Annotated in this window: 23 protein-coding genes; 17 read left to right on the top strand and 6 right to left on the bottom strand. The window is 70.4% G+C overall.

The features are described from left to right. Positions 1-8: 8 nt before the first annotated feature. The 7 genes from ACN20J_RS10325 to metK all read left to right on the top strand — a co-directional run bounded on the left by ACN20J_RS10325 (position 9) and on the right by metK (position 6,237). A complete protein-coding gene (locus tag ACN20J_RS10325) occupies positions 9-1,118 on the top strand; it encodes a quinone-dependent dihydroorotate dehydrogenase (protein ID WP_419668865.1) in 1,110 nt (369 codons plus the stop codon). Continuing rightward, positions 1,115-1,963, top strand: a complete 849-nt coding sequence (gene pyrF / locus ACN20J_RS10320) for an orotidine-5'-phosphate decarboxylase (protein WP_190229280.1) — start codon at positions 1,115-1,117, stop codon at positions 1,961-1,963. Before ACN20J_RS10325 ends, pyrF begins: the two co-directional genes overlap by 4 nt. 256 nt (positions 1,964-2,219) lie before the next feature. After that, positions 2,220-2,543 (top strand): integration host factor, encoded by a 324-nt coding sequence (locus ACN20J_RS10315; RefSeq protein WP_005319887.1) that lies wholly within the window; start codon positions 2,220-2,222, stop codon positions 2,541-2,543. Between the two features lie 38 nt (positions 2,544-2,581). Then, positions 2,582-3,175, top strand: a complete 594-nt coding sequence (gene gmk, locus ACN20J_RS10310) for a guanylate kinase (protein ID WP_189839866.1) — start codon at positions 2,582-2,584, stop codon at positions 3,173-3,175. Between the two features lie 38 nt (positions 3,176-3,213). Next, positions 3,214-3,486, top strand: a complete 273-nt coding sequence (rpoZ, locus tag ACN20J_RS10305) for a DNA-directed RNA polymerase subunit omega (RefSeq protein ID WP_006382157.1) — start codon at positions 3,214-3,216, stop codon at positions 3,484-3,486. A 102-nt stretch (positions 3,487-3,588) separates the two neighbouring features. Further along, positions 3,589-4,791, top strand: coding sequence for a bifunctional phosphopantothenoylcysteine decarboxylase/phosphopantothenate--cysteine ligase CoaBC (gene coaBC / locus ACN20J_RS10300; RefSeq protein ID WP_189839865.1), 1,203 nt, complete (start codon positions 3,589-3,591; stop codon positions 4,789-4,791). A 237-nt stretch (positions 4,792-5,028) separates the two neighbouring features. Further along, on the top strand, positions 5,029-6,237 hold the full coding sequence (metK, locus tag ACN20J_RS10295) for a methionine adenosyltransferase (RefSeq protein WP_143635364.1): 1,209 nt from the start codon (positions 5,029-5,031) through the stop codon (positions 6,235-6,237). A gap of 58 nt (positions 6,238-6,295) precedes the next feature. On the opposite strand, the gene ACN20J_RS10290 is transcribed toward metK, so the two are convergent. The 4 genes from ACN20J_RS10290 to ACN20J_RS10275 are packed head-to-tail and all read right to left on the bottom strand — an operon-like array spanning position 6,296 to position 11,341. Further along, positions 6,296-7,375 (bottom strand): hypothetical protein, encoded by a 1,080-nt coding sequence (locus tag ACN20J_RS10290; protein WP_419665757.1) that lies wholly within the window; start codon positions 7,373-7,375, stop codon positions 6,296-6,298. Then, a complete protein-coding gene (locus ACN20J_RS10285) occupies positions 7,372-9,273 on the bottom strand; it encodes a hypothetical protein (RefSeq protein ID WP_361909480.1) in 1,902 nt (633 codons plus the stop codon). The genes ACN20J_RS10290 and ACN20J_RS10285 overlap by 4 nt, the downstream gene beginning before the upstream one ends. Continuing rightward, positions 9,270-9,989 (bottom strand): toll/interleukin-1 receptor domain-containing protein, encoded by a 720-nt coding sequence (locus ACN20J_RS10280; RefSeq protein WP_361909483.1) that lies wholly within the window; start codon positions 9,987-9,989, stop codon positions 9,270-9,272. The genes ACN20J_RS10285 and ACN20J_RS10280 overlap by 4 nt, the downstream gene beginning before the upstream one ends. A 41-nt stretch (positions 9,990-10,030) precedes the next feature. Then, positions 10,031-11,341 carry a helix-turn-helix domain-containing protein gene (locus tag ACN20J_RS10275; protein ID WP_361891410.1) on the bottom strand — a complete coding sequence of 437 codons (1,311 nt, stop codon included), beginning with the start codon at positions 11,339-11,341 and terminating at the stop codon, positions 10,031-10,033. A 295-nt stretch (positions 11,342-11,636) separates the two neighbouring features. On the opposite strand from ACN20J_RS10275, the gene ACN20J_RS10270 reads away from it, so the two are divergent. Then, entirely contained in the window at positions 11,637-13,814 is a 2,178-nt protein-coding gene (locus ACN20J_RS10270) for a primosomal protein N' (RefSeq protein ID WP_419665756.1), read from the top strand. 166 nt (positions 13,815-13,980) lie between these two features. Here the strand turns inward: ACN20J_RS10270 and ACN20J_RS10265 are convergent, their stop codons facing one another. Beyond that, positions 13,981-14,529, bottom strand: a complete 549-nt coding sequence (locus ACN20J_RS10265; RefSeq protein ID WP_055618799.1) for a hypothetical protein — start codon at positions 14,527-14,529, stop codon at positions 13,981-13,983. 301 nt (positions 14,530-14,830) lie between these two features. On the opposite strand from ACN20J_RS10265, the gene fmt reads away from it, so the two are divergent. After that, positions 14,831-15,763: a methionyl-tRNA formyltransferase gene (gene fmt, locus ACN20J_RS10260; protein WP_419665755.1), complete on the top strand. Its 933-nt coding sequence runs from the start codon at positions 14,831-14,833 to the stop codon at positions 15,761-15,763. A 371-nt stretch (positions 15,764-16,134) separates the two neighbouring features. Next, positions 16,135-17,565 carry an RsmB/NOP family class I SAM-dependent RNA methyltransferase gene (locus ACN20J_RS10255; protein ID WP_190229276.1) on the top strand — a complete coding sequence of 477 codons (1,431 nt, stop codon included), beginning with the start codon at positions 16,135-16,137 and terminating at the stop codon, positions 17,563-17,565. A 36-nt stretch (positions 17,566-17,601) separates the two neighbouring features. Here the strand turns inward: ACN20J_RS10255 and ACN20J_RS10250 are convergent, their stop codons facing one another. Then, entirely contained in the window at positions 17,602-19,824 is a 2,223-nt protein-coding gene (locus tag ACN20J_RS10250) for an MMPL family transporter (protein WP_419665754.1), read from the bottom strand. Positions 19,825-19,997: 173 nt separating this feature from the next. On the opposite strand from ACN20J_RS10250, the gene rpe reads away from it, so the two are divergent. The 7 genes from rpe (at position 19,998) to ACN20J_RS10215 (ending at position 25,267) form a co-directional block, all read left to right on the top strand. Further along, positions 19,998-20,684, top strand: a complete 687-nt coding sequence (gene rpe, locus ACN20J_RS10245; RefSeq protein WP_055618141.1) for a ribulose-phosphate 3-epimerase — start codon at positions 19,998-20,000, stop codon at positions 20,682-20,684. 78 nt (positions 20,685-20,762) lie between these two features. Then, a complete protein-coding gene (locus ACN20J_RS10240; protein WP_055618140.1) occupies positions 20,763-21,806 on the top strand; it encodes a sugar-binding transcriptional regulator in 1,044 nt (347 codons plus the stop codon). A gap of 67 nt (positions 21,807-21,873) precedes the next feature. Continuing rightward, a complete protein-coding gene (locus ACN20J_RS10235) occupies positions 21,874-22,317 on the top strand; it encodes a ribonuclease domain-containing protein (protein ID WP_419665753.1) in 444 nt (147 codons plus the stop codon). Further along, positions 22,314-22,646, top strand: a complete 333-nt coding sequence (locus ACN20J_RS10230; RefSeq protein WP_189839858.1) for a barstar family protein — start codon at positions 22,314-22,316, stop codon at positions 22,644-22,646. The genes ACN20J_RS10235 and ACN20J_RS10230 overlap by 4 nt, the downstream gene beginning before the upstream one ends. Before the next feature lie 128 nt (positions 22,647-22,774). Beyond that, positions 22,775-24,217: a GuaB1 family IMP dehydrogenase-related protein gene (locus ACN20J_RS10225; protein ID WP_189840209.1), complete on the top strand. Its 1,443-nt coding sequence runs from the start codon at positions 22,775-22,777 to the stop codon at positions 24,215-24,217. A gap of 114 nt (positions 24,218-24,331) precedes the next feature. Then, the gene (locus ACN20J_RS10220) at positions 24,332-24,856 is read left to right on the top strand and encodes a GNAT family N-acetyltransferase (RefSeq protein ID WP_419665752.1); all 525 of its coding nucleotides are present in this window, start codon (positions 24,332-24,334) and stop codon (positions 24,854-24,856) included. A 15-nt stretch (positions 24,857-24,871) separates the two neighbouring features. Then, entirely contained in the window at positions 24,872-25,267 is a 396-nt protein-coding gene (locus tag ACN20J_RS10215; protein ID WP_361909525.1) for a hypothetical protein, read from the top strand. Positions 25,268-25,500: the final 233 nt, after the last annotated feature.

Below are 25,500 nucleotides of genomic sequence, written 5' to 3'. Positions count from 1 at the left end.
CACTGATCATGTACAAGCTCTTCTTCAACCTGCTCTTCAAACGGATGGACCCGGAGCAGGCTCATCACCTCGCCTTCCGCTGGATCCGGCTCGCCGTCCGTGTCCCCGTCCTGCGGACCTTCGTCGCCGCCGTGCTCGCGCCCCGCCACAAGGAGCTGCGGACCGAGGCGTTCGGGCTGCGGATGCACGGGCCGTTCGGGCTCGCGGCGGGCTTCGACAAGAACGCGGTCGCCATCGACGGGATGTCGATGCTCGGCTTCGACCACGTCGAGATCGGCACGGTCACGGGGGAGGCGCAGCCCGGCAATCCCAAGAAGCGCCTGTTCCGCCTTGTGCCGGACCGCGCGCTGATCAACCGCATGGGGTTCAACAACGAGGGTTCCGAGGCCGTGGCGGGCCGTCTGGCGGCTCGTACGCCCGTCTTCAGGACCGTCGTGGGCGTCAACATCGGCAAGACCAAGGTCGTTCCGGAGGCTGAGGCCGCCGCCGACTACGTGAAGTCCACCGAACGGCTGGCCGCGTACGCCGACTACCTCGTCGTCAACGTCAGCTCGCCGAACACGCCCGGGCTGCGCAATCTCCAGGCCACCGAGTCGCTGCGGCCACTGCTGACCGCCGTCCGCGAGGCCGCCGACCGGACGGTCACCACGCGCCGCGTTCCGCTGCTGGTGAAGATCGCGCCCGACCTGGCCGACGAGGACGTCGACGCCGTCGCCGACCTCGCCGTCGAACTCGGCCTGGACGGGATCATCGCCACGAACACCACCATCGCGCGCGAGGGACTCGGTTTGAAGTCCGAACCCACCCTGGTCGGAGAGACCGGCGGACTCTCGGGCGCCCCGCTCAAGGCACGCTCCCTGGAGGTGCTGCGCCGCCTCTACGCGCGCGTGGGGGACCGGATCACCCTCGTGGGCGTCGGCGGGATCGAGAACGCCGAGGACGCCTGGCAGCGGATCCTCGCCGGCGCCACGCTCGTCCAGGGCTACAGCGCTTTCGTCTACGAGGGCCCCTTCTGGGGCCGCGCCATCCACAAGGGCCTCGCCGCCCGCCTGCGCACCAGCCCGCACGCCACCCTCGCCGACGCGGTCGGCGCCGACGTAAGGAAGACGACGGTATGACCGAGCCATTCGGATCGCGGCTGCGCCGCGCCATGGACGAGCGTGGGCCCCTGTGCGTCGGGATCGACCCGCACGCCTCCCTGCTGGCCGACTGGGGTCTGAACGACGACATCGCCGGTCTCGAGCGCTTCAGCCGCACCGTCGTCGAGGCGCTGGCCGACCGGGTCGCCGTGCTCAAGCCCCAGAGCGCGTTCTTCGAGCGCTTCGGGTCGCGCGGTATCGCCGTACTGGAGAAGTCGGTCGAGGAGGCGCGGGCGGCCGGTGCGCTGGTCGTCATGGACGCCAAGCGCGGAGACATCGGCTCGACCATGGCGGCGTACGCCTCCGCCTTCCTGGAGAAGGGCTCGCCGCTCTTCTCCGACGCGCTCACCGTGTCGCCGTACCTCGGCTACGGATCGCTGAAGCCGGCGGTCGACCTCGCGCGGGAGAACGGATCGGGACTGTTCGTGCTCGCGCTGACCTCCAACCCGGAGGGCGGCGAGGTGCAGCACGCGGTACGCCCCGAGGACACGGCCCTGCGCAACGTGGGCGCGACGATGCTGGCCCATCTCGCCGAGGAGAACGCGGGGGAGACCCCGATGGGCTCCTTCGGGGCGGTCGTCGGCGCCACGCTCGGCGATCTGTCCTCGTACGACCTCGACATCAACGGCCCGCTCCTCGCGCCCGGAATCGGCGCCCAGGGGGCCACGCCGGCGGATCTGCCGGGCGTGTTCGGCGCGGCGGTGCACCAGGTGGTCCCGAACGTGAGCCGGGGTGTTCTGCGTCACGGACCCGAAATCGGCTCGCTACGCGCGTCATCGGACCTCTTCGCCGAGCAGATCAGGGCCGCCGTGGCGTCTGCCTAGCGGTTTTCGTGGGCGTCCTTCAGGCGTCCCGAGTCTGAATACATCCTCAAATCCGGGGCATTTTGTCCGGAATGTCGGACTCGATGGAGGCTGACCAGGACTTTTCCGCTGTTCTCGCTGACTCCGGCGGACTTGCCCGCTAGTCTCCGACGCAGAGTGAACGGGCAAGAGCGTTGCTCGTTGCTCCCCAGGTGTGGGGCGACTAGGTTCCTCACCGGTCCGTATCCGACAGTTCGACATCCGAGGTGACGTAGGCGTGGCTCTTCCGCCCCTTACCCCTGAACAGCGCGCAGCCGCGCTCGAAAAGGCCGCCGCGGCTCGCCGGGAGCGGGCCGAGGTCAAGAATCGACTCAAGCACTCCGGCGCCTCCCTTCACGAGGTCATCAAGCAGGGCCAGGAGAACGACGTCATCGGCAAGATGAAGGTCTCCGCCCTCCTGGAGTCCCTGCCGGGCGTGGGCAAGGTCCGCGCCAAGCAGATCATGGAGCGACTTGGCATCTCCGAGAGCCGCCGTGTGCGCGGTCTCGGCTCCAATCAGATCGCGTCTCTTGAGCGCGAGTTCGGCGGCGGTGCTGCCTGACGTTCTCGGGCACCCCTGAGAACCTGGATAATCGCCGCATGGCTGCAACACCCCGGGGGACGACCCCCGTACCCCCGGACGTACGTCCGCGGCTGACCGTGCTCTCCGGCCCCTCCGGGGTCGGCAAGAGCACGGTCGTCGCCCATATGCGCAAGGAACACCCCGAGGTCTGGCTCTCGGTGTCGGCGACGACCCGCAAGCCGCGCCCCGGGGAGAGGCACGGTGTCCACTATTTCTTCGTCAGCGACGAGGAGATGGACAAGCTGATCGCCAACGGCGAACTGCTCGAATGGGCGGAGTTCGCGGGCAACCGCTACGGGACACCGCGCAAGGCCGTGCTCGAACGGCTGGAGTCGGGCGAGCCGGTCCTCCTGGAGATCGATCTCCAGGGAGCCCGGCAGGTCCGCGAGTCCATGTCGGACGCTCTTCTGGTGTTCCTGGCTCCTCCCTCCTGGGAGGAGCTCGTGCGCAGACTCACCGGGCGGGGCACCGAGCCGCCCGAGGTCATCGAGCGCCGGCTGGAGGCCGCCAAGATCGAACTGGCCGCCGAGCCGGAGTTCGACGTCACCCTGGTCAACACCTCCGTCGAGGACGTGGCGCGCGAGCTGCTAGCCTTGATGGAAGTTGTGTGATCGTTTTCGATCCCATCCCACCTTTCGGAAGGCAGAGCGTGTCCTCTTCCATCTCCACGCCCGAGGGCATCATCAACCCTCCGATCGACGAGCTCCTCGAAGCCACCGACTCCAAGTACAGCCTGGTGATCTACGCGGCCAAGCGGGCCCGTCAGATCAACGCGTACTACTCGCAGCTCGGTGAGGGCCTTCTTGAGTACGTCGGTCCGCTCGTCGACACCCACGTCCACGAGAAGCCGCTCTCGATCGCCCTGCGCGAGATCAACGCGGGTCTCCTGACGTCGGAGGCCGTCGAAGGCCCGGCGCAGTAATATTTTCGGCTTGCAGTTCGTTTTTCCACAGGCCCGGCAGCGCGACTGCCGGGCCTGTGGTGTGTGATGGGGACGTACGTTTTCCGAGGTCCGGGGAGAGACGTGGACAAGCCGAAGGTCGTACTGGGGGTCAGCGGTGGCATCGCCGCCTACAAGGCGTGCGAGCTGCTGCGCCGACTGACCGAGTCGGGACACGACGTACGGGTCGTACCGACCGAGTCCGCGCTGCACTTCGTCGGCGCCGCGACCTGGTCCGCGCTCTCCGGCCACCCCGTGTCCACCGAGGTCTGGTCGGACGTCCACGAGGTCCCGCACGTGCGCATCGGGCAGGGGGCCGACCTGGTCGTCGTCGCCCCCGCCACCGCGGACATGCTCGCGAAGGCCGCTCACGGCCTGGCCGACGACCTGCTGACGAACACCTTGCTTACCGCCCGGTGCCCCGTCGTCTTCGCCCCCGCCATGCACACCGAGATGTGGGAGCACCCGGCCACCCAGGAGAACGTGGCGACGCTGCGCCGCCGCGGCGCCGTCGTCATCGAGCCTGCCGTGGGACGCCTGACCGGTGTGGACACGGGCAAGGGACGGCTGCCCGAGCCGTCGGAGATCTTCGAGGTCTGTCGCCGGGTGCTCGCGCGCGGCGTCACCGAGCCCGACCTCACCGGCCGGCACGTCGTCGTCAGCGCCGGCGGCACACGCGAGCCGCTCGACCCGGTCCGCTTCCTCGGCAACCGCTCCTCCGGGAAGCAGGGGTACGCCCTCGCGCGCACCGCAGCCGCCCGGGGTGCCCGGGTCACGCTGATCGCCGCGAACACCGGCATGCCGGACCCGGCCGGTGTCGACGTCGTACAGGTCGGGACCGCCGTGCAGCTGCGCGAGGCCGTGCTCAAGGCCGCGCCGGACGCGGACGCCGTGGTGATGGCTGCGGCGGTCGCCGACTTCAGGCCCGCCGCATACGCGGCCGGAAAGATCAAGAAGAAGGACGGCCAGGAACCGGAGCCGATCGTTCTCGTCCGTAATCCGGACATCCTCGCGGAGATCTCGGCGGACCGCGCCCGCCCGGGCCAGGTGATCGTCGGATTCGCCGCCGAGACGGACGACGTACTGGCCAACGGCCGGACGAAGCTTGAGCGAAAGGGCTGCGACCTTCTCGTGGTGAACGAGGTCGGCGAACGCAAGACCTTCGGCTCCGAGGAGAACGAGGCGGTGGTGCTCGGCGCCGACGGAAGCGAGACGGCGGTGCCGTACGGGCCCAAGGAAGCCCTGGCCGAGACCGTGTGGGATCTCGTGGCGCGTCGCTTCGGGTGAATGTCTCATTCGCTTCAACAGACCCGCTGGAACCGCCGGATCGGGGTGTGGGAGCCTGGCGCAGAAGGTTCGTCGTGTCGCAGAATGCCCGTGCCGCAGGTCACAGCGCTTCCGAGAGGCGAGACAGTAGCCCGGCGGCAGAGCGCGACCGATAAACTGTTCTCGGACGACGCCGGGCGCAGCTCCCGGCCGTCCGCCAATGATCAGCCAGCAGCCGCTGCAACCTCAGGGAGCGTTGTGTCCCGTCGCCTGTTCACCTCGGAGTCTGTGACCGAGGGTCACCCCGACAAGATCGCTGACCAGATCAGTGACACCATTCTCGACGCGCTTCTTCGCGAGGACCCGCATTCCCGGGTCGCCGTGGAGACGCTGATCACCACCGGCCTGGTGCACGTGGCCGGAGAGGTCACCACCAAGGCGTACGCGCCGATCGCGCAGCTGGTGCGCGACAAGATCCTCGAGATCGGCTACGACTCCTCGAAGAAGGGCTTCGACGGCGCGTCCTGTGGCGTTTCGGTGTCCATCGGCTCGCAGTCGCCCGACATCGCGCAGGGCGTCGACACGGCGTACGAGAAGCGTGTCGAGGGTGACGAGGACGAGCTCGACAAGCAGGGTGCGGGCGACCAGGGCCTGATGTTCGGCTACGCGACGGACGAGACGCCGGCGCTGATGCCGCTCCCGATCCACCTCGCGCACCGCCTGTCGCGCCGCCTCTCCGAGGTTCGCAAGAACGGGACGATCCCGTACCTGCGCCCGGACGGCAAGACCCAGGTCACCATCGAGTACGACGGCGACAAGGCGGTCCGTCTGGACACGGTCGTCGTCTCCTCGCAGCACGCCTCGGACATCGACCTGGACTCCCTCCTGGCCCCCGACATCCGCGAGTTCGTGGTCGAGCCGGAGCTGAAGGCCCTCCTCGACGACGGCATCAAGCTGGAGACCGAGGGCTACCGCCTGCTGGTCAACCCGACCGGCCGCTTCGAGATCGGCGGCCCGATGGGCGACGCCGGCCTCACCGGCCGCAAGATCATCATCGACACCTACGGCGGCATGGCCCGCCACGGTGGCGGCGCCTTCTCGGGCAAGGACCCGTCCAAGGTCGACCGCTCCGCCGCGTACGCCATGCGCTGGGTCGCCAAGAACGTCGTCGCCGCGGGTCTCGCCACCCGCTGCGAGGTCCAGGTCGCCTACGCCATCGGCAAGGCCGAGCCCGTCGGCCTCTTCGTCGAGACCTTCGGCACCGCCAAGATCGACGCCGAGAAGATCGAGACGGCCATCACCGAGGTCTTCGACCTCCGCCCGGCCGCGATCATCCGCGACCTGGACCTGCTCCGCCCGATCTACGCCCAGACCGCCGCGTACGGCCACTTCGGCCGTGAGCTGCCCGAGTTCACCTGGGAGAAGACGGACCGGGTGGACGCGCTGCGGAAGGCTGCGGGGCTGTAGACCTTCCCCCTTGTTCTGGCGGGGCCCGGCGTTCCTGAGGAGCGCCGGGCCCGCTGCGTCAGACGTCCCTGTCGTCTCCCACGGAGGCGGGGTTGGCGCCATTGGTGTACGGCGGCGCTGCCTGCCCGAAACGGCGGCGTATCTCCTCCGCGGCCACTGCATCCCGGGACGCGATCGCCATCGCGACCTGATCGGCGACCAGGGCTCCTTCGTCCTCCCCCGGACGGAACCCGACCCGCCGGAAGAAGTCGGCGAACACGTCCGCTGCGTCTGGCGCGCGGTTCTCGAAGACCGGCATCTCCGGCTCCGGAAGCGGATGTTCGACAGGCTCCGGTGGGAAGGCCTCCGGAACCAGATACCGGAACGGCTCGTCGACCTCGGTGTTGTTCGCCGCCGATGAGAGCCTGGCCAGGAGGCCGATGTCCTGCACGGTCTTCTCCAGGTGGTCGTCGTTCTTCGCCAGCCACCACACGACCGCGCTGCCCGTGCTCGTCAGGACGTCGTCCCCGAGATACTCGCGCTTGTTCTGCTCGTACCTGCGTTGGTGTTCCCATACGGCTTCGTCCTTGCGTATGGCCGCCAGCCGGTCGAGTCGCGATTGGTCCTCGTCGGAGAGGGCGAGGACCACGTCGAGGGCCATCGCCTGGACGTGGCTGTCACGGTCCGGCGCCATCACGCCCAACGCCCCGTTGAGCTCGTGCTGGACCAAGGAACTCCTGAAGGGGGCGAGGACCGTCGTGACGGCGCGGGCGCGGGCGAGGACGGCCTCCACAGCCAACGCCCCCGGATTGATCAGCTGGTCGCCCGACATGGGGTCCACGGGACACCAACGCACCCGCGCGGAGAAGAGGAAGTCATAGTCGGGCAGCTTGCTGGGCAGCGGGACACGGGTCACATGCAGCTCACGTCGTTCGACGACGGGCGGCGCGGGCAGCTCAGGCAGGGTGCCGGGTGGGAACGGATCTCGCCGCCGCGCACGGGCCGTGACGACGGAGATCGTCGACCACGCGGCGAGCAGAACGACGATGGCACTGCCCCACGCCCACACGGGCCAGCCCAGATACAGCCCGAGGATGAGGATGAGCAGTGCGCAAATCAGGCTGAGGAAGAGCGAAACCGTCTTCTGGCCGGAACTCATGAGGGGGATACCTCCAGATGGGGCGACAGTCGAGAGAAGTGCGCGGTCTGCGCCCTGTTGATGGTCCGCAGCAGATGGGCGGACAGCGCGGGTGAGACGGTTCGCCGTGCGTCGGCGTAGATGCGACTGAGCACCGGATAGCGGGACGCGGAGGCATCGACGAGGATGTCCAATGCCGCGCTGGAGAGGTCGCCGTCGCCGACCGCGCCGGCCGTTGCCAGCCAGTGCCGGGCGCAGGGAGCCCAGCGCTCGGGAGTGTGCAGGTCGAAGGCCATCCGCCAGCAGGCCGTGAGCCATTCCCGGGTGGCCGACACGAGGAGGAAGTCGTCCGGAAGGTCCGAGAAGGCGAGGAACAGATCGGCGTCCGCTCGATGGTGAGAGGACTGGGCGGTAGCCAGCCGCCAGAGCAGGCGACGCTGGAGTCTGCTGTCCTGGCTCACAAAGCGCAACAGGGCCTCGCGGGCCATGCCGGGCTGCGGTTCGTTCCGGGCGAGATGGTGAAGCCGTACGAGCGCGGCATTGGGGTGGTGGATCGACATCACTTTCTCGCAGACCTCCACCAGCACCTCGCGGAGGTTTCTTGTGGGACGGTTGGCACTCCATTCGCGTGTCAATCTGCGGAAACGGCTGCCGAACTCCTCGCTCTCGATGGCCTTTCCGAGCAGATGAGCGGCAGCCTGCACCTCCGCCGTGCGGGAGGCGCCGTCCCGGGTCCAGTCAATGACGAACGAGGCGAGGCTCTCGGTGTCGCCCGAGCTCAGACACATCTCCGTGAAGCGGACCACCAGCCGTTCGCGGTCCGTCTCCGTCAGTTCACGGAGCTTCAGGACCTTGCCGAGCCACTCGCCCATGGGAGCTCGTACGTCAGGGAGATTGATCCAGAAGTGGTGGCGGGCGGCCTGGGCGAAGCCGAGTTCGCGGAAACGCACACAGGCGTCGGTGCCCATCGTGGCGTGAACGTTCGACAGGCGGTGTGAGAGACCGCTGCGCTCAAGGAGGGGGCGAGCATCCTGCTCCGACCCCACCTTCTCCAGGAGGACCGTCGTCGCGCGGTGTACGGCCTCGCCCCGGGCGCCGTCCAGCATGGCCGCCGTGAGGAGCAATGCACGTTGCCCGCCCTCCTCCAGCGTCGGGAGCAGGTCCGCCACTTGTTGGTCCCGGTCGGTCAGTGCCGCGATGGCGGCCTCGCACCAGTCCGCGAACGTGCCCTCTTCATGGTCGAAGGAACGAGCCGTCAGGATCAGGTCGGTCAGACGGGCCACCTCGCGCATCGGCGGAAGTGTGTCGAGATGGTCATGCAGCACGTCCCGATGGTCTTGCCAGATCGCGTCTTCCAGACCATTGAGACGCAGATGGCGGACAACGGCCTCCCAAGCGTTGGGGCGGCCGATCGTCCTGTGGACGAGGTCGGTGAACGGCCGGTCCTCGAACCGGTGCGGCAGCACGACTACGAGAAAGGCGCCCTTCCGTAACAGCTCATGTCGGAAAGCTGAAAGCTCCTCGTGGACGGCGTTCCACGTGGCGGCATTCGTCGCGGACAGGTCCAGGAGCATGCGGTCCTCCTCACCGATGAGATCGGCGGAGAGCCACGCAGTACCTACTTTGGGCTGGTCGGGGGCGAGTTCGTGGTACATCCCTCTACTTGGCGGGAGTTCACGCAGCAGAACCCGGGCCGCCGAGCTCCTGCCGCTGCCCGGTTCGCCGTGCAGGAGGACGGTGTGCTCCGCCGCCAGTACGTCGTATGCGGCGTTGATGCCGTCCGGTCGGGCGAACTGCCTCTGCAGCCGTATGAGCTGATCCTCGGCGACGCGTCGGGGAACAGCGGCAGAGGGCTTCAAGAGGGATTGCTGGGTTGCTCCGACGACGGTCAGGTACAGGTCCCTGAAACTGTCGCTCACTGCTCGTCGTCCGCATCCTGAGGTATGGCCCCGAAGTTCTGGTGAATGCCGTTCTCGTTGTTGCCTTCGACGTAGTTGGCGCCGGCGCCGGTCTGGCGCACGGTCCGACTGCTGGGGCCGATGTGCACCGTGCCATGCGCGCCCCTGACGTTGTTGATGTCACCGTTCACGGTCCCCGACTGGACGGACGTACCGTGGACGTCGTGGGCGGTGTTGTGCACGGCGCCGGAGCTGGGCTCGGCCGGTGCCTGGTTGTCGACCACGGCGAGTTCCGGCACAAGCGTGGCCAGTGTGTCGCCGATCTGCTTGAGGTCGTACTCGTTGTTCTGGTTGTCGTACCGAAGTGTTTGGCAGTCCGCGAGCCGGGCCAACGACTTGGGGAGTTGATCCTTGGCTGGACGTTCGGTCCTCCGGCCGATCAGAACAGGCACGACCCGTATTTCGCACAGGAACGCCTCCTGGATTTCCTTGCGTACCCAGTCGCCCTCGAGGCCCAGGGCCGGATGATCCAGCCACGCCGGACCGATGAGCGCGAGGAGCACGCCGCTGCGGCGCACGTTGTGGACGAGGTTCTCGTCGAAGAGGGCGCCTGGCGGTATCGACTTGCTGGCGCGGTAGATCCGGTCCGTGCCGAAGCGCGTGGACAGGGCGCCCTCAATGGTTGCGGCAGCTTGCTCACTGTCACTGGTCCGGTAGTTGATGAAGACATCAGGCATGACGAAGTGACCCTTCTGGGCTGGGAGTGATGACATGTCGGTCAGTGGGCACGGGGAGCGAGCGCGGCCGCGAGTTGTGGGGCGAGGGTCTGGTGGGCGGGGTGGTGCGGGTGGCGGGAAAGCGTGCGCGAGAGGCGGCGGAGGTCCGTGGTGATCGTTGCTGACGTCACGGAGGCCGTCGTGGTGAGGAGTGCGGCCGTGAGTGTGCAGGCATGGTCCAGTTCGCCCGCGACGGCGTGAGAGAGGGCTCGGCGGGTGCCGTAGCGGGCCTGGGTGCGGAGGGCGTGGGCCGGTAGACGGGCGCATTCGCGGTCGAGGAGGTCGGCGGCCTCGCGAGGCCTTCCCAGATCCAGGAGGCACCAGCCGGTGACCATGGAGACCGGGTCGGTGAGGTGCGTCGGGCCGAGCACTGGGACGAGTGCCGTCGGGACGGCGTCCGCGGTGGCGCGGACGATGAGCTCGCGCGCCAGGTCCAGGTCGCGCATGCAGGCGTCATAGTCGCCTGCCAGCGCGTGGCCCTGAGCTCTGCGTTGGGCTGCCAGGCCTCGGATACGGGGTGGAAGCCGATGGCTCAACGCGCCGTCGGCCAGGGCGATGGTGTCGGCGGACTCGCCTCGGTAATAGGTGATCAGGGCGCGGCGTACGAGGGCGTACGAGGCAAGGTCGTGGTCGCCGGATGCGTCGGCCAGGGCCACGGCATGGTCGGTCCAGCGCAGGGCCGCCGCATCGTCGCCCGCTTCCTGGGCCATCCAGCCGGTGAACTCTGCGAAGCGGGCGGAAAGGGAGAGCAGACCGGCGCCGGTGCGAGAGCCGGTCTGGGCGGCAAGCGTGTGGAGGGCCTTCGTGTGTTCCGCGAGGGCAGGGATGAGGGGGTCCGGCGGTGACAACTGCGCGATGCGGCGGTACTGGTCGAGCAGACCGCGATGGGCGCTCAACAGAGTCTCGTCCGAGGACATGACTTCTGGGGGTGAGGGCGGTTGGCCCATCGTGCCCACGGCGAGCCCCGCGGCGCCTGCGGTCATCATCTGTCGGCGGGAGGGCGGCGGCCACGGGGATAAGACGGGCGGCTCTTCCGGTTCGGCTGTCGGTCGCATGGCTCCTGCCTGGTCGAGGGACGAAGAACGAGCACTGGGGCCGGAGGCGGGTACGAGCGCGGACAGGGTCCCGCCCGTGTCGAGCGCGTTGTCGCACAGCCGTGCGAACTCGGAGCTGGCCCGCTTGTGACCCGTCTCGATCTTGCTGATCTGGCTCTTGCTGTAGTGCACCGACGACGCGAGCTGTGTCAGGGTCAGCCCAGCGGCCAGCCGACATCGACGCAGCTCGGGCCCGAACACGTGCGGCTGCTCCAGCATGTGAGTCCCCTCATGCCGAGGTCGCCCCTGACTGGCCCGTCGTCGCGCATCAGCGTCTGCCGCGCACGGTGACACGAGCAAGGTGAGGGACGGAGTTTCCCGTTTCCAGTTCTGATACCGGGCCGGAGGTTGGCTCCAACGTCGGCTCGCCGTGGAGTCCAGATCGAGGTTGGAAATGGCTGGTGGGGCGGACTTGTGGGTTCGCACGGGGGTGATCTCGGGCAAGGTGCGAGCCGGTGTCGGAGAGGAACTAGGGCGCGCGGCGGTGTCAGTGGGGTCTGGTAGGAATGTTGCTGTGAGCAGCACGGATGGGCGTGGTGAAGGTGGGGCCGAGGGTGCCCCGCCCGAGCAGCTTGCGCTGATTCGGGATGCCGTGCGGAAGGCGCCGCGGGCCAAGCCGCGGACCTGGCGAGGGGCCGCGGTCGCCAAGGAGCTGCCCGTGGCGCGGGTGCTCGTCGACAAGGGTGTGCTGCATCTCGACCGGTACTTCGACTATGCCGTGCCCGAGGAGCTCGACGCCGACGCGCAGCCCGGGGTGCGGGTGCGGGTGCGGTTCGGGGCCGGGCGGCATCGTGTGCGGGAGGGGCGACGCGAGGGCGGGGGGCTGATCGACGGGTACCTGATCGAGCGGCTGGCCGAGTCCGACTACTCCGGGCCGCTGGCCGCGCTCGCTCAAGTCGTCTCGCCCGAGCCCGTGTTGAGTGAGGAGTTGCTGGGGCTCGCCCGGGCCGTCGCAGATCGGTACGCGGGAAGTCTGGCCGATGTGCTCCAGCTGGCCGTGCCCCCGCGCAACGCCAGAGCCGAACAGAAGCCGTCTCCCCAGCCGTTGCCGGTTCCTGAGGCGCCGGGGGTGGGGTCCTGGGCCCGGTACTCGCGGGGGGCCGCGTTCATCGAGTCGCTCGCGGGGGGTGGGACGCCCCGGGCCGTGTGGAACGCGCTGCCGGGGCCCGGCTGGGCCGAGGAGTTGGCCCGGGCCGTGGGGGCGACGCTGGCCTCGGGCCGTGGCGCGCTCGTCGTCGTGCCGGACGGGCGGGCCGTCAGCCGGGTCGACGCCGCGCTGACCTCCGTGCTGGGCGAGGGGCGGCACGCCGTGCTCACCGCCGAGGCCGGACCAGAGAAGCGGTACCGGCAGTGGCTTGCGGTGCGGCGAGGGTCCGTACGGGCCGTTGTGGGCACCCGGGCCGCCATGTTCGCGCCCGTGCAGGACCTGGGGCTTGTCGCCATGTGGGACGACGGGGACGGCAGCCACAGCGAACTGCACGCCCCCCAGCCGCATGCGCGGGAGGTGCTGTTGCTGCGGGCCGCGCACGACAAGTGCGCGTTCCTGCTGGGAAGTTGGAGCTGTACCGTCGAGGCCGCACAGCTCGTGGAGAGCGGCTGGGCGGCTCCCATCGTCGCCGAGAGGGAGCAGGTGCGGGGGGCGGCTCCGCTCGTACGGACCGTGGGGGACGGGGATCTCGCGCGCGACGAGGCGGCGCGGGCCGCACGGCTGCCCACCCTCGCCTGGCGGGTCGTACGGGAGGGGCTGAAGCAGGGGCCGGTGCTGGTGCAGGTGCCACGGCGTGGCTATGTGCCGCGGATGGCCTGTGCGCAGTGCCGGGCGGCTGCTCGGTGTCGCCACTGTGCCGGGCCGTTGGAGGGGCAGGACACCGGCGGGCTGCGGTGCGGGTGGTGCGGTCGGGACGAGCCGGAGTGGCGCTGTCCCGAGTGCGGTGGGTTCCGGTTGCGGGCGCAGGTCGTGGGGGCGCGGCGGACCGCCGAGGAGCTCGGGCGGGCCTTTCCGGCGGTTCCTGTACGGACGTCGGGGCGCGAGCAGGTCCTGGACACGGTGCCGGGGGTGCCCGCGCTGGTCGTCAGCACGCCGGGTGCGGAGCCCGTGGCCGAGGGCGGGTACGCGGCTGCGCTGCTGCTCGACGGCTGGGCCATGCTGGGGCGGCCCGATCTGCGGGCCGGCGAGGAGGCGTTGCGGCGGTGGATCGGCGCGGCGGCGCTGGTGCGGGGCCAGCGGGACGGCGGGACCGTGGTGGTCGTCGCCGAGCCGACGCTGCGGCCGGTGCAGGCCTTGGTGCGGTGGGATCCGGTGGGGCACGCCGTCCGTGAGCTGGCCGAGCGGGCCGAGCTCGGTTTCCCGCCCGTGTCGCGGATGGCTGCCGTGTCCGGGACGGCGGAGGCGCTCGCCGGATTCCTGGCCGCGGTCGAACTGCCGCGTGAGGCCGAGGTGTTGGGGCCTGTGCCGGTGGCTCCGGCGGATCCCGGGCGGCCACGGCGGACGGGGGCGCCACCGGTGGGCGAGCCGTGGGAGCGGGCGCTGATCAGGGTGCCGCCGGGGAAGGGGGCCGCGCTGGCCTCCGCGTTGAAGAACGCTCAGGCGGCTCGGATGGCGCGTGGGGGGAGCGGGGGCAGTGGGGGTAGCGGTGGCGGCGGGGGGAGTGACGTGGTGCGGATTCGGGTTGATCCGCCGGATATTGGGTGACCGTTCTGCGGGTGCGGGTGCGGGTGCGGGTGCGGGTGCTGCGTGCGGCGTCGCGTTGAGTACGCCTGGGGTCTCGGTGACTGGCCTGGGCGTCTGCGGTCGCTGTTCGTTCGGGTAAACAGGTCTGCCCCCGAGGCTGGTCGGGGGCAGACAGGGGAGTGTGGGGTCAGCCGTTGCGCGGGCCCGGGAAGGCGGTCGGCCTGATCTCCTCGCGGAGCGTGGAGCTGCCCGCCGTCGGCTGCGTGGGCATCGGCATCGGCATCGAACGGGCCGCGGGGACCGTGGGGAGGCCCGTGTTGACGGCGACCGTCCGGGAGGAGCCCGACGGTTCCGTGGCGCGCTCGGCCTCCGCGGCGGCCTGGGCCGCGGCCCGGCGGGCGCCGTAACGGCGGTGCACCGCCTGTTTGGTGACGCCCAGCGCCGAGCCCACCGCGTCCCACGAGAAGCCCAGTGAGCGGTCGAAGTCCACGGCGGCCGTGACCAGGGTCTCGACGCTGTCCCGCAGCTCCTGCGCGAGGCGGACGGTCGGGGCGGGCGCCCGCCCGTAGACGACGAAGCCCGTGGACGGGCCGGAGCGGCGCGGGCGGTAGACGTTGCCCAGCTGGGCAGTCAGCGTGCGCAGTGCGTCCACCTGCCGGCGGACCCGCTCGATGTCCCGCACCAGCAAGTGCAGGCTGGCCCGAGCCTGGGCGTCGTGGGTTGCGTGGTCGGCCATGAACAAGCCTCTCGAACCGGCGTTGAAAAGGACCGGGCCGCGAGTGCGGCCCGTTTTGGTCAACTCTTTCTTGACCAACGCGTTTGAGGGTGAGTGGTCACGCTTATGGGGCGTGGGGGCATATGCGTACGCCCCCGGCGGCTGGGTGTGCGCTCGCCTCGGCCTTCGTGTTCGGCCCCACCTTCCGCCTCGCGACGAGTGCGTACCGCCCGAACTGCCCGCACCGCTCGCACGGTCCGCGGCGCCCCATAGACTGGTGTGCTGCCCGTCATGAATTCGCCCGAGAGGCCGACTGCCACCCATGAAGCTCGTCTTCGCCGGTACCCCCGAGGTCGCCGTTCCCGCTCTGGACGCCCTGATCGCCTCCGGGCGGCATGAGGTGGCCGCCGTCGTCACCCGGCCCGACGCGCCGGCGGGGCGGGGGCGGAGGCTTGTCGCGAGCCCCGTCGCCGAGCGGGCGGAGGAGGCCGGCATCGAGGTGCTCAAGCCGGTGAAGCCGCGGGACGAGGCGTTTCTCGCACGGCTGCGGGAGATCGCGCCGGACTGCTGCCCCGTGGTCGCCTACGGGGCGTTGCTGCCCCGGGTCGCGCTCGACATCCCCGCCCAGGGCTGGGTCAATCTGCACTTCTCCCTGCTGCCCGCCTGGCGTGGGGCCGCGCCCGTGCAGCACGCGGTCATGGCGGGCGACGAGATCACCGGGGCCTCCACGTTCCTCATCGAGGAGGGGCTCGACTCCGGGCCCGTCTACGGGACCGTCACCGAGGAGGTGCGGCCCACCGACACCAGCGGGGATCTGCTGACGAGGCTCGCCTTCGCGGGAGCGGGGCTGCTGGCCGCGACCATGGACGGGATCGAGGACGGCACGCTGAAGGCCGTGCCGCAGCCGGCGGACGGTGTCACGCTGGCGCCGAAGATCAGCGTCGAGGACGCGCACGTGGACTGGGCCGCGCCCGCGCTTCGCGTCGACCGGGTCGTACGCGGGTGCACGCCCGCGCCGGGGGCGTGGACCGTGTTCCGGGGGGAGCGGCTCAAGTTGATCCAGGTTGCGCTTGCTCCTGACCGGACGGATCTTGCGCCGGGGGCGTTGGGGGTCGGCAAGAACAATGTGTACGTGGGGACCGGGTCGTGTGCCGTTGAGTTGCTGTGGGTGCAGGCTCAGGGGAAGAAGCCGATGCGGGCGGCGGATTGGGCGCGGGGGGTTCGGATCGGGGGGGACGAGGTGGTTGGGGGCTGAGCGTCTGCCTTCGGCGGTGGGGTGTCAGGGTTGGGGTGGGTTGTCGGGTGCGGGCCGGTCGGGGCTGGACGCGCAGTTCCCCGCGCCCCTAAAAGATTGCGCAGTTCCCCGCGCCCCTGAAGGGTGCGCTGATCCCCGTGCCCCTAAAGGGTGCGCTGATCTCCGTGCCCTAAAAGATTGCGCAGTTCCCCGCGCCCCTGAAGGGTGCGCTGATCCCCGTGCCCCTAAGGGGTGCGCTGATCTCCGTGCCCCAAAAGACTGCGCAGTTCCCCGCGCCCCTAAGTCGTTTCCCGTGCTCTGAGGAGGAGCGCGGGTGTCGTCGCGACGTACGCTGGACCCGTACCTCTTCCACGATCCGGAGCACCTTTTACGTGAACGAGCAGTCCCGTCGGCCCCGGCAGCAGGGCAAGCCGTACCGTCGTCCCAAGAAGGACCCCGTGCGGATGCTTGCCTTCGATGCGTTGCGGGCGGTGGACGAGAGGGACGCGTACGCGAATCTCGTGTTGCCGCCGTTGCTGCGGAAGGCGCGGGAGAAGGGGGACTTCGACGGGCGGGACGCGGCCCTGGCCACCGAGCTCGTGTACGGGACGCTGCGTCGGCAGGGGACGTACGACGCCGTCATCTCGGCGTGTGTCGACCGGCCGCTGCGCGAGGTCGATCCGCCGGTGCTGGACGTGCTGAGCCTCGGTGCGCATCAGCTGCTCGGGACGCGGATCCCGACGCATGCCGCCGTGTCCGCGTCGGTCGAGCTGGCGAGGGTCGTGCTCGGTGACGGGCGGGCGAAGTTCGTCAACGCCGTGCTGCGGAAGATCTCGCAGCACGATCTCGACGGCTGGCTGGAGCTGGTCGCGCCGCCTTACGACGACGATCCCGAGGATCATCTCGCCGTCGTGCATTCACATCCGCGATGGGTCGTCTCGGCGTTGTGGGACTCGCTGGGAGGCGGGCGGGCCGGGATCGAGGATCTGCTCGAAGCCGACAACGAGCGGCCCGAGGTGACCCTCGTTGCCCGGCCTGGGCGGTCGACCGCCGGTGAACTCCTCGGGGCGCTCGGGGACGAGAACGCACTGCCGGGGCGCTGGTCGCCGTACGCCGTGCGGCTGTCCGAGGGCGGTGAGCCGGGCGCCATCGACGCCGTACGCGAAGGGCGTGCGGGCGTGCAGGACGAGGGCAGCCAGCTCGTGGCGCTCGCCCTCGCCAACGCGCCCCTCGACGGACCGGACAAGGCATGGCTCGACGGCTGTGCCGGACCCGGTGGCAAGGCGGCCATGCTCGCGGGACTGGCCGCCGAGCGCGGGGCCCTGCTGCTCGCCTCCGAGAAGCAGCCGCACCGGGCCGGCCTGGTCGCCAAGGCGCTCGCCGGGAACCCGGGGCCCTACCAGGTCATCGCCGCCGACGGGACACGGCCGCCGTGGCGCCCGGGGACGTTCGACCGCGTACTTATGGACGTGCCCTGCACGGGGCTTGGCGCGCTGCGTCGTCGCCCCGAGGCGCGCTGGCGACGGCGGCCGGATGATCTGGACGGGTTCGCGCCGTTGCAGCGTGGACTGCTGCGTACCGCGCTCGACTCGGTGCGGGTCGGCGGTGTCGTCGGGTACGCCACCTGCTCGCCGCACCTCGCCGAGACCCGGGCCGTGGTCGACGACGTGCTCAAGCAGCACGGCGGCTCGGCCGAACTCCTCGACGCCCGGCCGCTCTTCCCGGACGTACCGGCCCTGGGCGACGGTCCCGACGTACAGCTGTGGCCGCATCTGCACGGGACGGACGCCATGTATCTGGCGCTCATCCGCCGGACCGCCTGAGGTCGGTCGACCTCCCCACCTACGGGCCAGGCCGGCCTACGCCGACGGGGCCGACGGGCCTCCATTCGGTGCCGGTGCCGGTGCCGGTGCCGGTGCCGGTTCCGGTTCCGGCGGTCCGGATCCGGTGGTCGTCGGCGGACCCGCCGCGCCCCCGTCCTCGTGGGCCAGCCGGTGTGGCCACCACACCTTCGGGCCGACGTCCAGGAACAGGGACGGCACGAGGATCGAGCGCACGATGAACGTGTCGAGCAGTACGCCCAGGGCGACCGCGAAGCCGATCTCGGCGAAGGCGACCATGGGGAGCGTGCCGAGGGCGGCGAAGGTTCCGGCGAGGACCAGGCCCGCCGAGGTGATGACCGCGCCGGTGGTCGCCAGGCCCGTCACCACGCCCTTGCGGGTGCCCTGGCGGCCTGCCTCCTCGCGGATGCGGGTGGTCAGGAAGATGTTGTAGTCGATGCCCAGGGCGACCAGGAACACGAAGACGAACAAGGGGAAGTCCGTCGACTCGCCCGCGTAGTCGAAGATGTACCGGAACGCGAGCGCACTGATCCCCAGCGCGGCGGCGAAGGACAGCACCACCGTGCCGATCAGCAGCAGCGGGGCGACCAGGGCGCGGAGCACGGCGCACAGGATCAGCAGAACCACGATGAGCACCAACGGGATGATCAGGATGTTGTCGTGGGTCGTCGCCTTGTCCATGTCGAGCAGTGAGGCCGTGCCGCCGCCCACCTGGGCGTCGGCGTCGGGGACCTCGTGCACGGCGTCCCGTACCCGTTCCACCGTCTGTTTCGCGGCCTCGCTGTCCGCGGGGGCGGTCATGGTGGCCTCGAAGAGGACCTTGCCCTCGAACTCGGGTTTCGTGCCCGGTGGCAGGCCGAGGGATTCCGGTACGACACCGCGGGTGGCCGCGACCGCCTGGCCGACGTCCTCGGCCTGGGCGCGGTTGCTGACGATGACGAGCGGATCGCCGCTGCCCGCGGGGAAGTAGCGCGCGGACACCTCCTGGCCGACGATCGAGTCGGGTTTGCCGGTGAAGGCGTCGGCGTTGCTGATGCCCTCCGCGCGGAGCTGGATCAGGCCCAGCGAGAGCAGCGCGAGCGCAGCGGCGGTGACGGCCCAGATCATGCGCGGGCGGAGGGAGATCCGGCGGCCCATGCGGGCCCAGACACCGCTCTCGGTCGGGTCGGAGGAGCCGAAGTGCGGGATCACCGGCCAGAAGATCCAGCGGCCGAAGATCACCAGCAGGGCCGGGAAGAGGGTCATCATCGCGGCCAGTGCCACGGCGACGCCGATGGCGGCGACCGGGCCGAGGCCGCGCGTCGAGTTCATCTCGGCGGCGAGCAGCACCAGCATGCTCAGTACGACGGTCGCGCCGGACGCGAGCACCGCCGGGCCCGCCCGGTGCAGGGCGAGCGCCATCGCCTCGTGGCGGTCCTCGTGGCGGCGCAGTTCCTCCCGGTAGCGGGCCACCAGGAGCAGGGCATAGTCGGTCCCCGCGCCGAAGACGAGGACGGTGAGAATGCCCGCGCTCTGGCCGTTGACGGTCAGGCCCGCGTGCTCGGCGAGGAAGTAGATCACCGCCTGCGCGGTGAACAGCGCCGCGACCACGCCGAGCAGCGGGACGATCAGCAGGGTCGGACTGCGATAGGTCAGCAGCAGCATCACGATGACGACGGCCATCGCCGAGAACAGCAGTGTGGAGTCGATGCCCTCGAAGGCCTCGGAGAAGTCCGCCGACGTACCGCCCGGGCCCGTCACATGGACGGCGAGCCCGTCGCCGCCCTTGCCGGTCACGTCGCGGATCGAGTCGACGGCGGGCGAGATCTCCTCCCAGCCCTTCTCGTCCATCCTGATGGGGACGAGGATCTGGGCCGCACGCGGATCGGTCTCCCGGTCGTAGATCGGGCCCCGGGTCTCGGCGCCGAGGATGCCGTGCGCACGCAGTTCCTTGATCTGGCGTGCGTCCTCGTCGATCTGCGCCCGCTCCTCGGCCGTCAGGCCGCCCTCACGGGCGTACACGACCACCGCTGGGATCTGTTCCGGCCTGAAGTCCTCGGAGATCTCCAGGACTTGGGTGGACTCGGCGGATCCGGGCAGCCAGGACGCCGCGTCGTTGTCCTGCGCGTCGGTGAGTTTCGAGGCGAAGGGCGCCGTGAGGAACAGCAGCACCAGCCACAGTCCCACCACGATCCATTTGCTGCGCCGGCCGCAGACCAGCCAGCCGATCCCGCGTCCCTGCTTCCCCTGTGCGTCCGTCATGGCGACCCCCGTAGCCGCGTGTGGAGCTGGTGGGCCGACAAGGATGGCACGGGCCGCAAGGGCGGTGCAGTCCCTCGGCAGGATTGGTATATACCGACCGGTTCGGGTCGCGGACCTCCGGGACCTCGACGACCGGGGAGAACAACCGGCGCCGGGCATGGCAGGCTTAACGCATGGCCGCGCAGATCAACCCCAGCATCCTGTCCGCCGACTTCGCCCGCCTTGCCGAGGAGGCAAAGGCGGTGGAAGGGGCTGACTGGCTCCATGTCGACGTGATGGACAACCATTTCGTCCCGAACCTCACGCTAGGTGTGCCGGTCGTAGAGTCTCTGGCGCGTGCTACGGACACGCCGCTGGACTGCCATCTGATGATCGAGGACGCCGATCGGTGGGCGCCGCAGTACGTAGAAGCGGGTGCCGGTTCCGTCACCTTCCATGTCGAGGCGGCCGCCGCACCCGTGCGGCTCGCCCGCGAGATCCGGGCCAAGGGCGCCCGGGCCTCCATGGCCCTGCGGCCCGCGACTCCCATCGAGCCGTACGAGGATCTGCTCCCCGAACTCGACATGTTGCTGATCATGACCGTCGAGCCGGGCTTCGGAGGCCAGGCCTTTCTCGACATCATGCTGCCCAAGATCCGCCGCACCCGCGAGTTGATCAACAAGCACGGCCTGGAGCTGTGGCTGCAGGTCGACGGCGGGGTCTCGGCCTCCACGATCGAGCGCTGCGCCGAGGCGGGCGCGGACGTATTCGTCGCCGGTTCGGCGGTGTACGGGGCGGCCGACCCCGCCCAGGCGGTACGTGCATTGCGCACGCAGGCGGAGGAGGCGACGGCCCAGGCAGCATGGGCATGCGGCCACTGAGCCAAGGGAACGTGAACGCCGCCCCTCAGGGCTGATCAAGTACGCCGGATCTGCAAGGATGAACGGCGAATCCAGAGTGTGAACAGCAGTGAGGAGATCGCCGTGTCGGGTATGTCGGCGGGCCGGTCGGCCATGCGGATGGGACCCGCTGAGCTGGTGCAGGCGGCGGCCATGGCCCGCCGTTTCTACCTCGAGGGCAAGTCCAAGATCCAGATCGCCGAGGAGTTCGGCGTGAGCCGCTTCAAGGTGGCCCGGGTCCTGGAAACCGCTCTCGAACGGGATCTCGTGAGGATCGAGATCCGCGTCCCCGCCGAGCTGGACGCGGAGCGCTCGGACGCGCTGCGCGCCCGCTACGGCCTGCGGCATGCCGTCGTCGTCGAGTCCCCGGCCGAGGCCGAGGAGTCGCCCGACCCGGAGAACCTCGGTGAGGTCGCCGCCGACCTGCTCGGTGAACTCGTCGCCGAGGGCGATGTGCTCGGCCTCGCCTGGGGCCGCTCCACCATCCACATGGCAGCGGCGCTCGACCGGCTCCCGCCGTGCACGGTGGTGCAGTTGACGGGTGTCTACGACGCCGGGACGGCCGAGCGCGGCTCGGTCGAGGCCGTCCGCCGGGCCGCCCAGGTCTCCGGCGGGGACGCCCATCCCATCTACGCGCCGATGCTGCTGCCGGACGTGGCCACCGCGGCGGCGCTGCGCAGCCAGACGGGGATCGCCCGCGCCTTCGAGTACTTCGACAAGGTCACCGTCGCCTGTGTGTCGATCGGCTCCTGGGAGGCGGGCATCTCGACGGTGCACGACATGCTCACCGAGGAGGAGCGCGCCCACTACGCCACCCTCGGTGTGGCCGCCGAGATGTCCGCGCACCTCTTCGACTCCGAGGGCCGCCGCGTCGGCCGGGACCTGGGCGAGCGGTGCATCACCGTCGAGGCCGACCGGCTGCGGCGGATCCCCGAGGTCGTCGCGATCGCCGGCGGCCAGCGCAAGGCCGCCGCCATCGACGCGGTACTGCGCTCCGGCCTCGTCACCAGCCTGGTGACGGACACGGCGGCGGCGGACTATCTGATGACGGCGGGTTCGACTCCGCGCCCCGCCCTGAACCGGGCGGACCCTGACGGGCCCTGAGCCCGCAACGCTCCGACGGCGGCTCGGCAACGCGCCGCGTGGGGACGGCTGTGGCAGCATCGGCGACATGCTGCTCCGGTCCGTCCCCCGCCTGTTTCCGGGGCTGTTTCTCCGTCTCGTCGCGTGTCTTGCCGCGGTGCTGCTGACCGGCTGTTCGTCGGCGGACACCACGACGGGTACCGGTACCGGCACCGGGTCGGCCACGAGCACCTCGGCGTCCTCCTGGGCCGACGGCATGGAGACGGTCGAGGAGGCGCGGCTGCCCGCCGAGGCCCGTCGGACACTCGACCTCATCGACGGGGGCGGCCCCTTCCCGTACGCCAAGGACGGCTCGGTCTTCGGGAACTTCGAGCGTGAACTGCCGCGCCACGAGCGCGGTTACTACCACGAGTACACGGTGCGGACGCCCGGCGAGCGGGACCGCGGAGCCCGGCGCATTGTCACGGGGCGGGGTGGCGAGGTCTACTACACCGATGATCATTACAACTCGTTCAGGGCGGTGCTGAGATGACGCACGACGTGGCGGGCCGCCATGTGGTCGCGCTGGACCTCGACGGTGTCGCGGACAAGGCGGGCCTCATGGAGCGCTGCGTACGCGCCCTGGAGCTGCCGGACTGGTTCGGGCGCAACTGGGACGCGCTGGCCGACAGCCTCGGCGACTCCTCCGTCTGGCCCGCGCCCGCCGTGGAGAAGGGGCTGCTCGTCGTCGTCACCGGCTGGCAGCCGTACGCGAAGGCGCGGCCCGAGGAGTGGCAGACCGCGCGGGACGTGTTCGCCCAGGCGGCGGACGGCGCCCCGGAGCTCACCGTGGCACTGGTCCTTGGAGGATCCCACCAGTAGCCCCCTGACCAGCCTGGACGATCGGCCCGGGGCGTGTTCACCCACCGGCGTGGGACAATGAGGTACGTGCTCTTCCCTCGTGCTGTCCTGTTCGGGGGCCACCTCTGAACGACTGGGATGTGCAGCACGTGCGTTTCCTCAACGACATCCAGCCCGCGTACGACCTGACGTACGACGACGTCTTCATGGTGCCGAGCCGCTCCGCGGTCGGTTCGCGGCAGGGCGTCGACCTGGCTTCGCCGGACGGCAGCGGCACCACGATTCCGCTGGTGGTCGCCAACATGACGGCCATCGCGGGCCGCCGGATGGCCGAGACGCTGGCCCGCCGCGGCGGGCTCGTCGTCATTCCGCAGGACATCCCGATCGAGGTCGTCACCGAGGTCGTCTCCTGGGTCAAGAGCCGTCATCTCGTCCTGGACACCCCGATCGTGCTGGCCCCGCACCAGACGGTCGCCGACGCGCTGTCCCTGCTGCCGAAGCGTGCGCACAACGCCGGTGTCGTGGTGGACGGCGAGGGCAGGCCGGTCGGCGTGGTCACCGACGCCGACCTGAACGGGGTCGACCGCTTCACTCAGCTGTCCGAGGTCATGTCCCGGGACCTGCTGCTGCTCGACGCGGACATCGAGCCGGGCGAGGCGTTCAACAGGCTCGACCACGCGAACCGCCGGTACGCGCCCGCCGTGGACAAGGACGGCCGCCTCGCCGGCATCCTCACCCGCAAGGGCGCCCTGCGCGCCACGCTCTACACACCGGCCACCGACGCGGACGGCAAGCTGCGCATCGCCGCCGCCGTCGGCATCAACGGCGATGTCGCGGGCAAGGCCAAGCAGCTCCTCGCGGCCGGCGTCGACACGCTCGTCGTGGACACCGCGCACGGCCACCAGGAGTCGATGATCGCCGCGGTGAAGGCGGTCCGCGGGCTCGACCCCCAGGTGCCGATCGTCGCGGGCAACATCGTCGCCGCCGAGGGCGTACGCGACCTCATCGAGGCCGGCGCGGACATCATCAAGGTCGGTGTCGGACCCGGCGCGATGTGCACCACGCGCATGATGACCGGTGTGGGCCGCCCGCAGTTCTCGGCCGTGCTCGAATGCGCCGCCGAGGCGAAGAAGTACGGCAAGCACGTCTGGGCCGACGGCGGTGTCCGGCACCCGCGCGACGTCGCCATGGCGCTGGCAGCGGGCGCGTCGAACGTCATGATCGGTTCCTGGTTCGCCGGTACGTACGAGTCGCCGGGCGACCTCCAGCAGGACGCCAACGGCCGCCTCTACAAGGAGTCGTTCGGCATGGCGTCCGCACGTGCGGTGCGCAACCGTACGTCGGAGGAGTCGGCGTACGACCGCGCCCGCAAGGCCCTGTTCGAGGAGGGCATCTCGACGTCGCGGATGTTCCTCGACCCGTCCCGGCCGGGCGTCGAGGACCTGATCGACTCGATCATCGCGGGCGTCCGCTCCTCCTGCACCTACGCCGGTGCCAACTCCCTGGAGGAGTTCGCCGAGCGGGCCGTCGTCGGCATCCAGAGCGCGGCGGGGTACGCGGAGGGCAAGCCGCTGCACGCCAGCTGGAGCTGACGCAACTCCCTTCCGTAACTCGCTTCCGGAACTCCCTTCCGTACGGCCCCTGTTGTCCCGCGTTCCGGGAAAACGGGGGCCGTGCCGTTCCCCGGTGTCGCTAGGGTCGGGCGGATGAGGATCGACATCTGCAGGGCCGAGGACATCGCGCTTCTGGAGCGGTTCATGCCCTCGCACAGCGTGGACGGGAGCCATGGGGCGCGGTTCGCGCGGCAGGAGGCGGGGGACAGCAGCTATCTGATCCCCTGGCTCGACGGCCTGCCCGTCGGTCACGCGGAGGTCCGCTGGACCGGTTGCGAGGCTCCCGAGGTGAGGGCGGCCCGGCCGGGCTGTCCCGAGCTCAACGGGTTGTTCGTCTGGCCCGCCTCGCTCCGCTCGCGGGGCATCGGAACGGCACTCGTGCGTGCCGCCGAGGAGCGGGCGGTCGCCCGCGGCACCGGGCTCATGGGGCTCGGAGTGGGCGACGACAACCCGCTCGCCGCACGGCTCTACGAGCGGCTCGGCTACCGGCCCACCGTCTCGTACGTCGACCGCTGGGCGTATCTCGACCTGGACGGTGTGCGCCAGGTGTGCGCCGACCCCTGCGTCTTCCTGGTCAAGGAGTTGCCGTCAGGCCCTCTTGACGTCAAGCCTGCCTGACGAGACGCTGGCGCCATGACGACACCGCAGAGCATCGAGCCCCAGTACACGCTGCTGACCGCCGTGGCTCGTCTCGACGAGCTGCGTGTGCGGGAGTCGCTGGCCGGGGCGGGGAGTGACCAGGAGGCCCTCGACCGGGGCGAGCTGCTCGAACTGCTCGCGCTGAGCGAGGTGGTGGCCCGCAAGGCCGCGTACGGGCGGCAGTTGAGCGTCCGCGCGGCGCGCCGGGCCGGGGCGTCCTGGTCGCAGATCGGGGCCGCCCTGGGCACCAGCAAGCAGGCCGCCTGGGAGGCCCACAACCGGTGGATCGACGAGCAGGCGGCGGTTCACGGACAGCCCGGCCGGATCGGTTTCGACGAGGACGACGTGGCGGAGGCGCGGGCCATTGCGGGGGAGCCGGATGGGGGCTGAGGGGGTGCGGGGCGGGGGGTCTGTCCTGCGATAGGGGCGGGCGGAGGGGCGTCCTGTGTGGGCGGCTTCGGGGCTGCCCTGTGCTCCAGCAGAGGGCCCCGGCGCGAGCCGCCTCCCGGGCCTGTGTGGCGGTCGGGCGAAGGGTTCCGGCGGTGGGCTGGAGGGGCGTCCGGCGTGGGTCGCTCGGGCCGGCGCTGGGGCTCGGCGGCGGGCCGGTGCGAGCGGCCTACGGG

Origin of the sequence: Streptomyces sp. 2-1, assembly GCF_048564895.1 — a bacterium.
GTDB lineage: Bacteria > Actinomycetota > Actinomycetes > Streptomycetales > Streptomycetaceae > Streptomyces > Streptomyces phaeochromogenes.
This window is presented reverse-complemented; position numbering and strand designations above follow the sequence as displayed.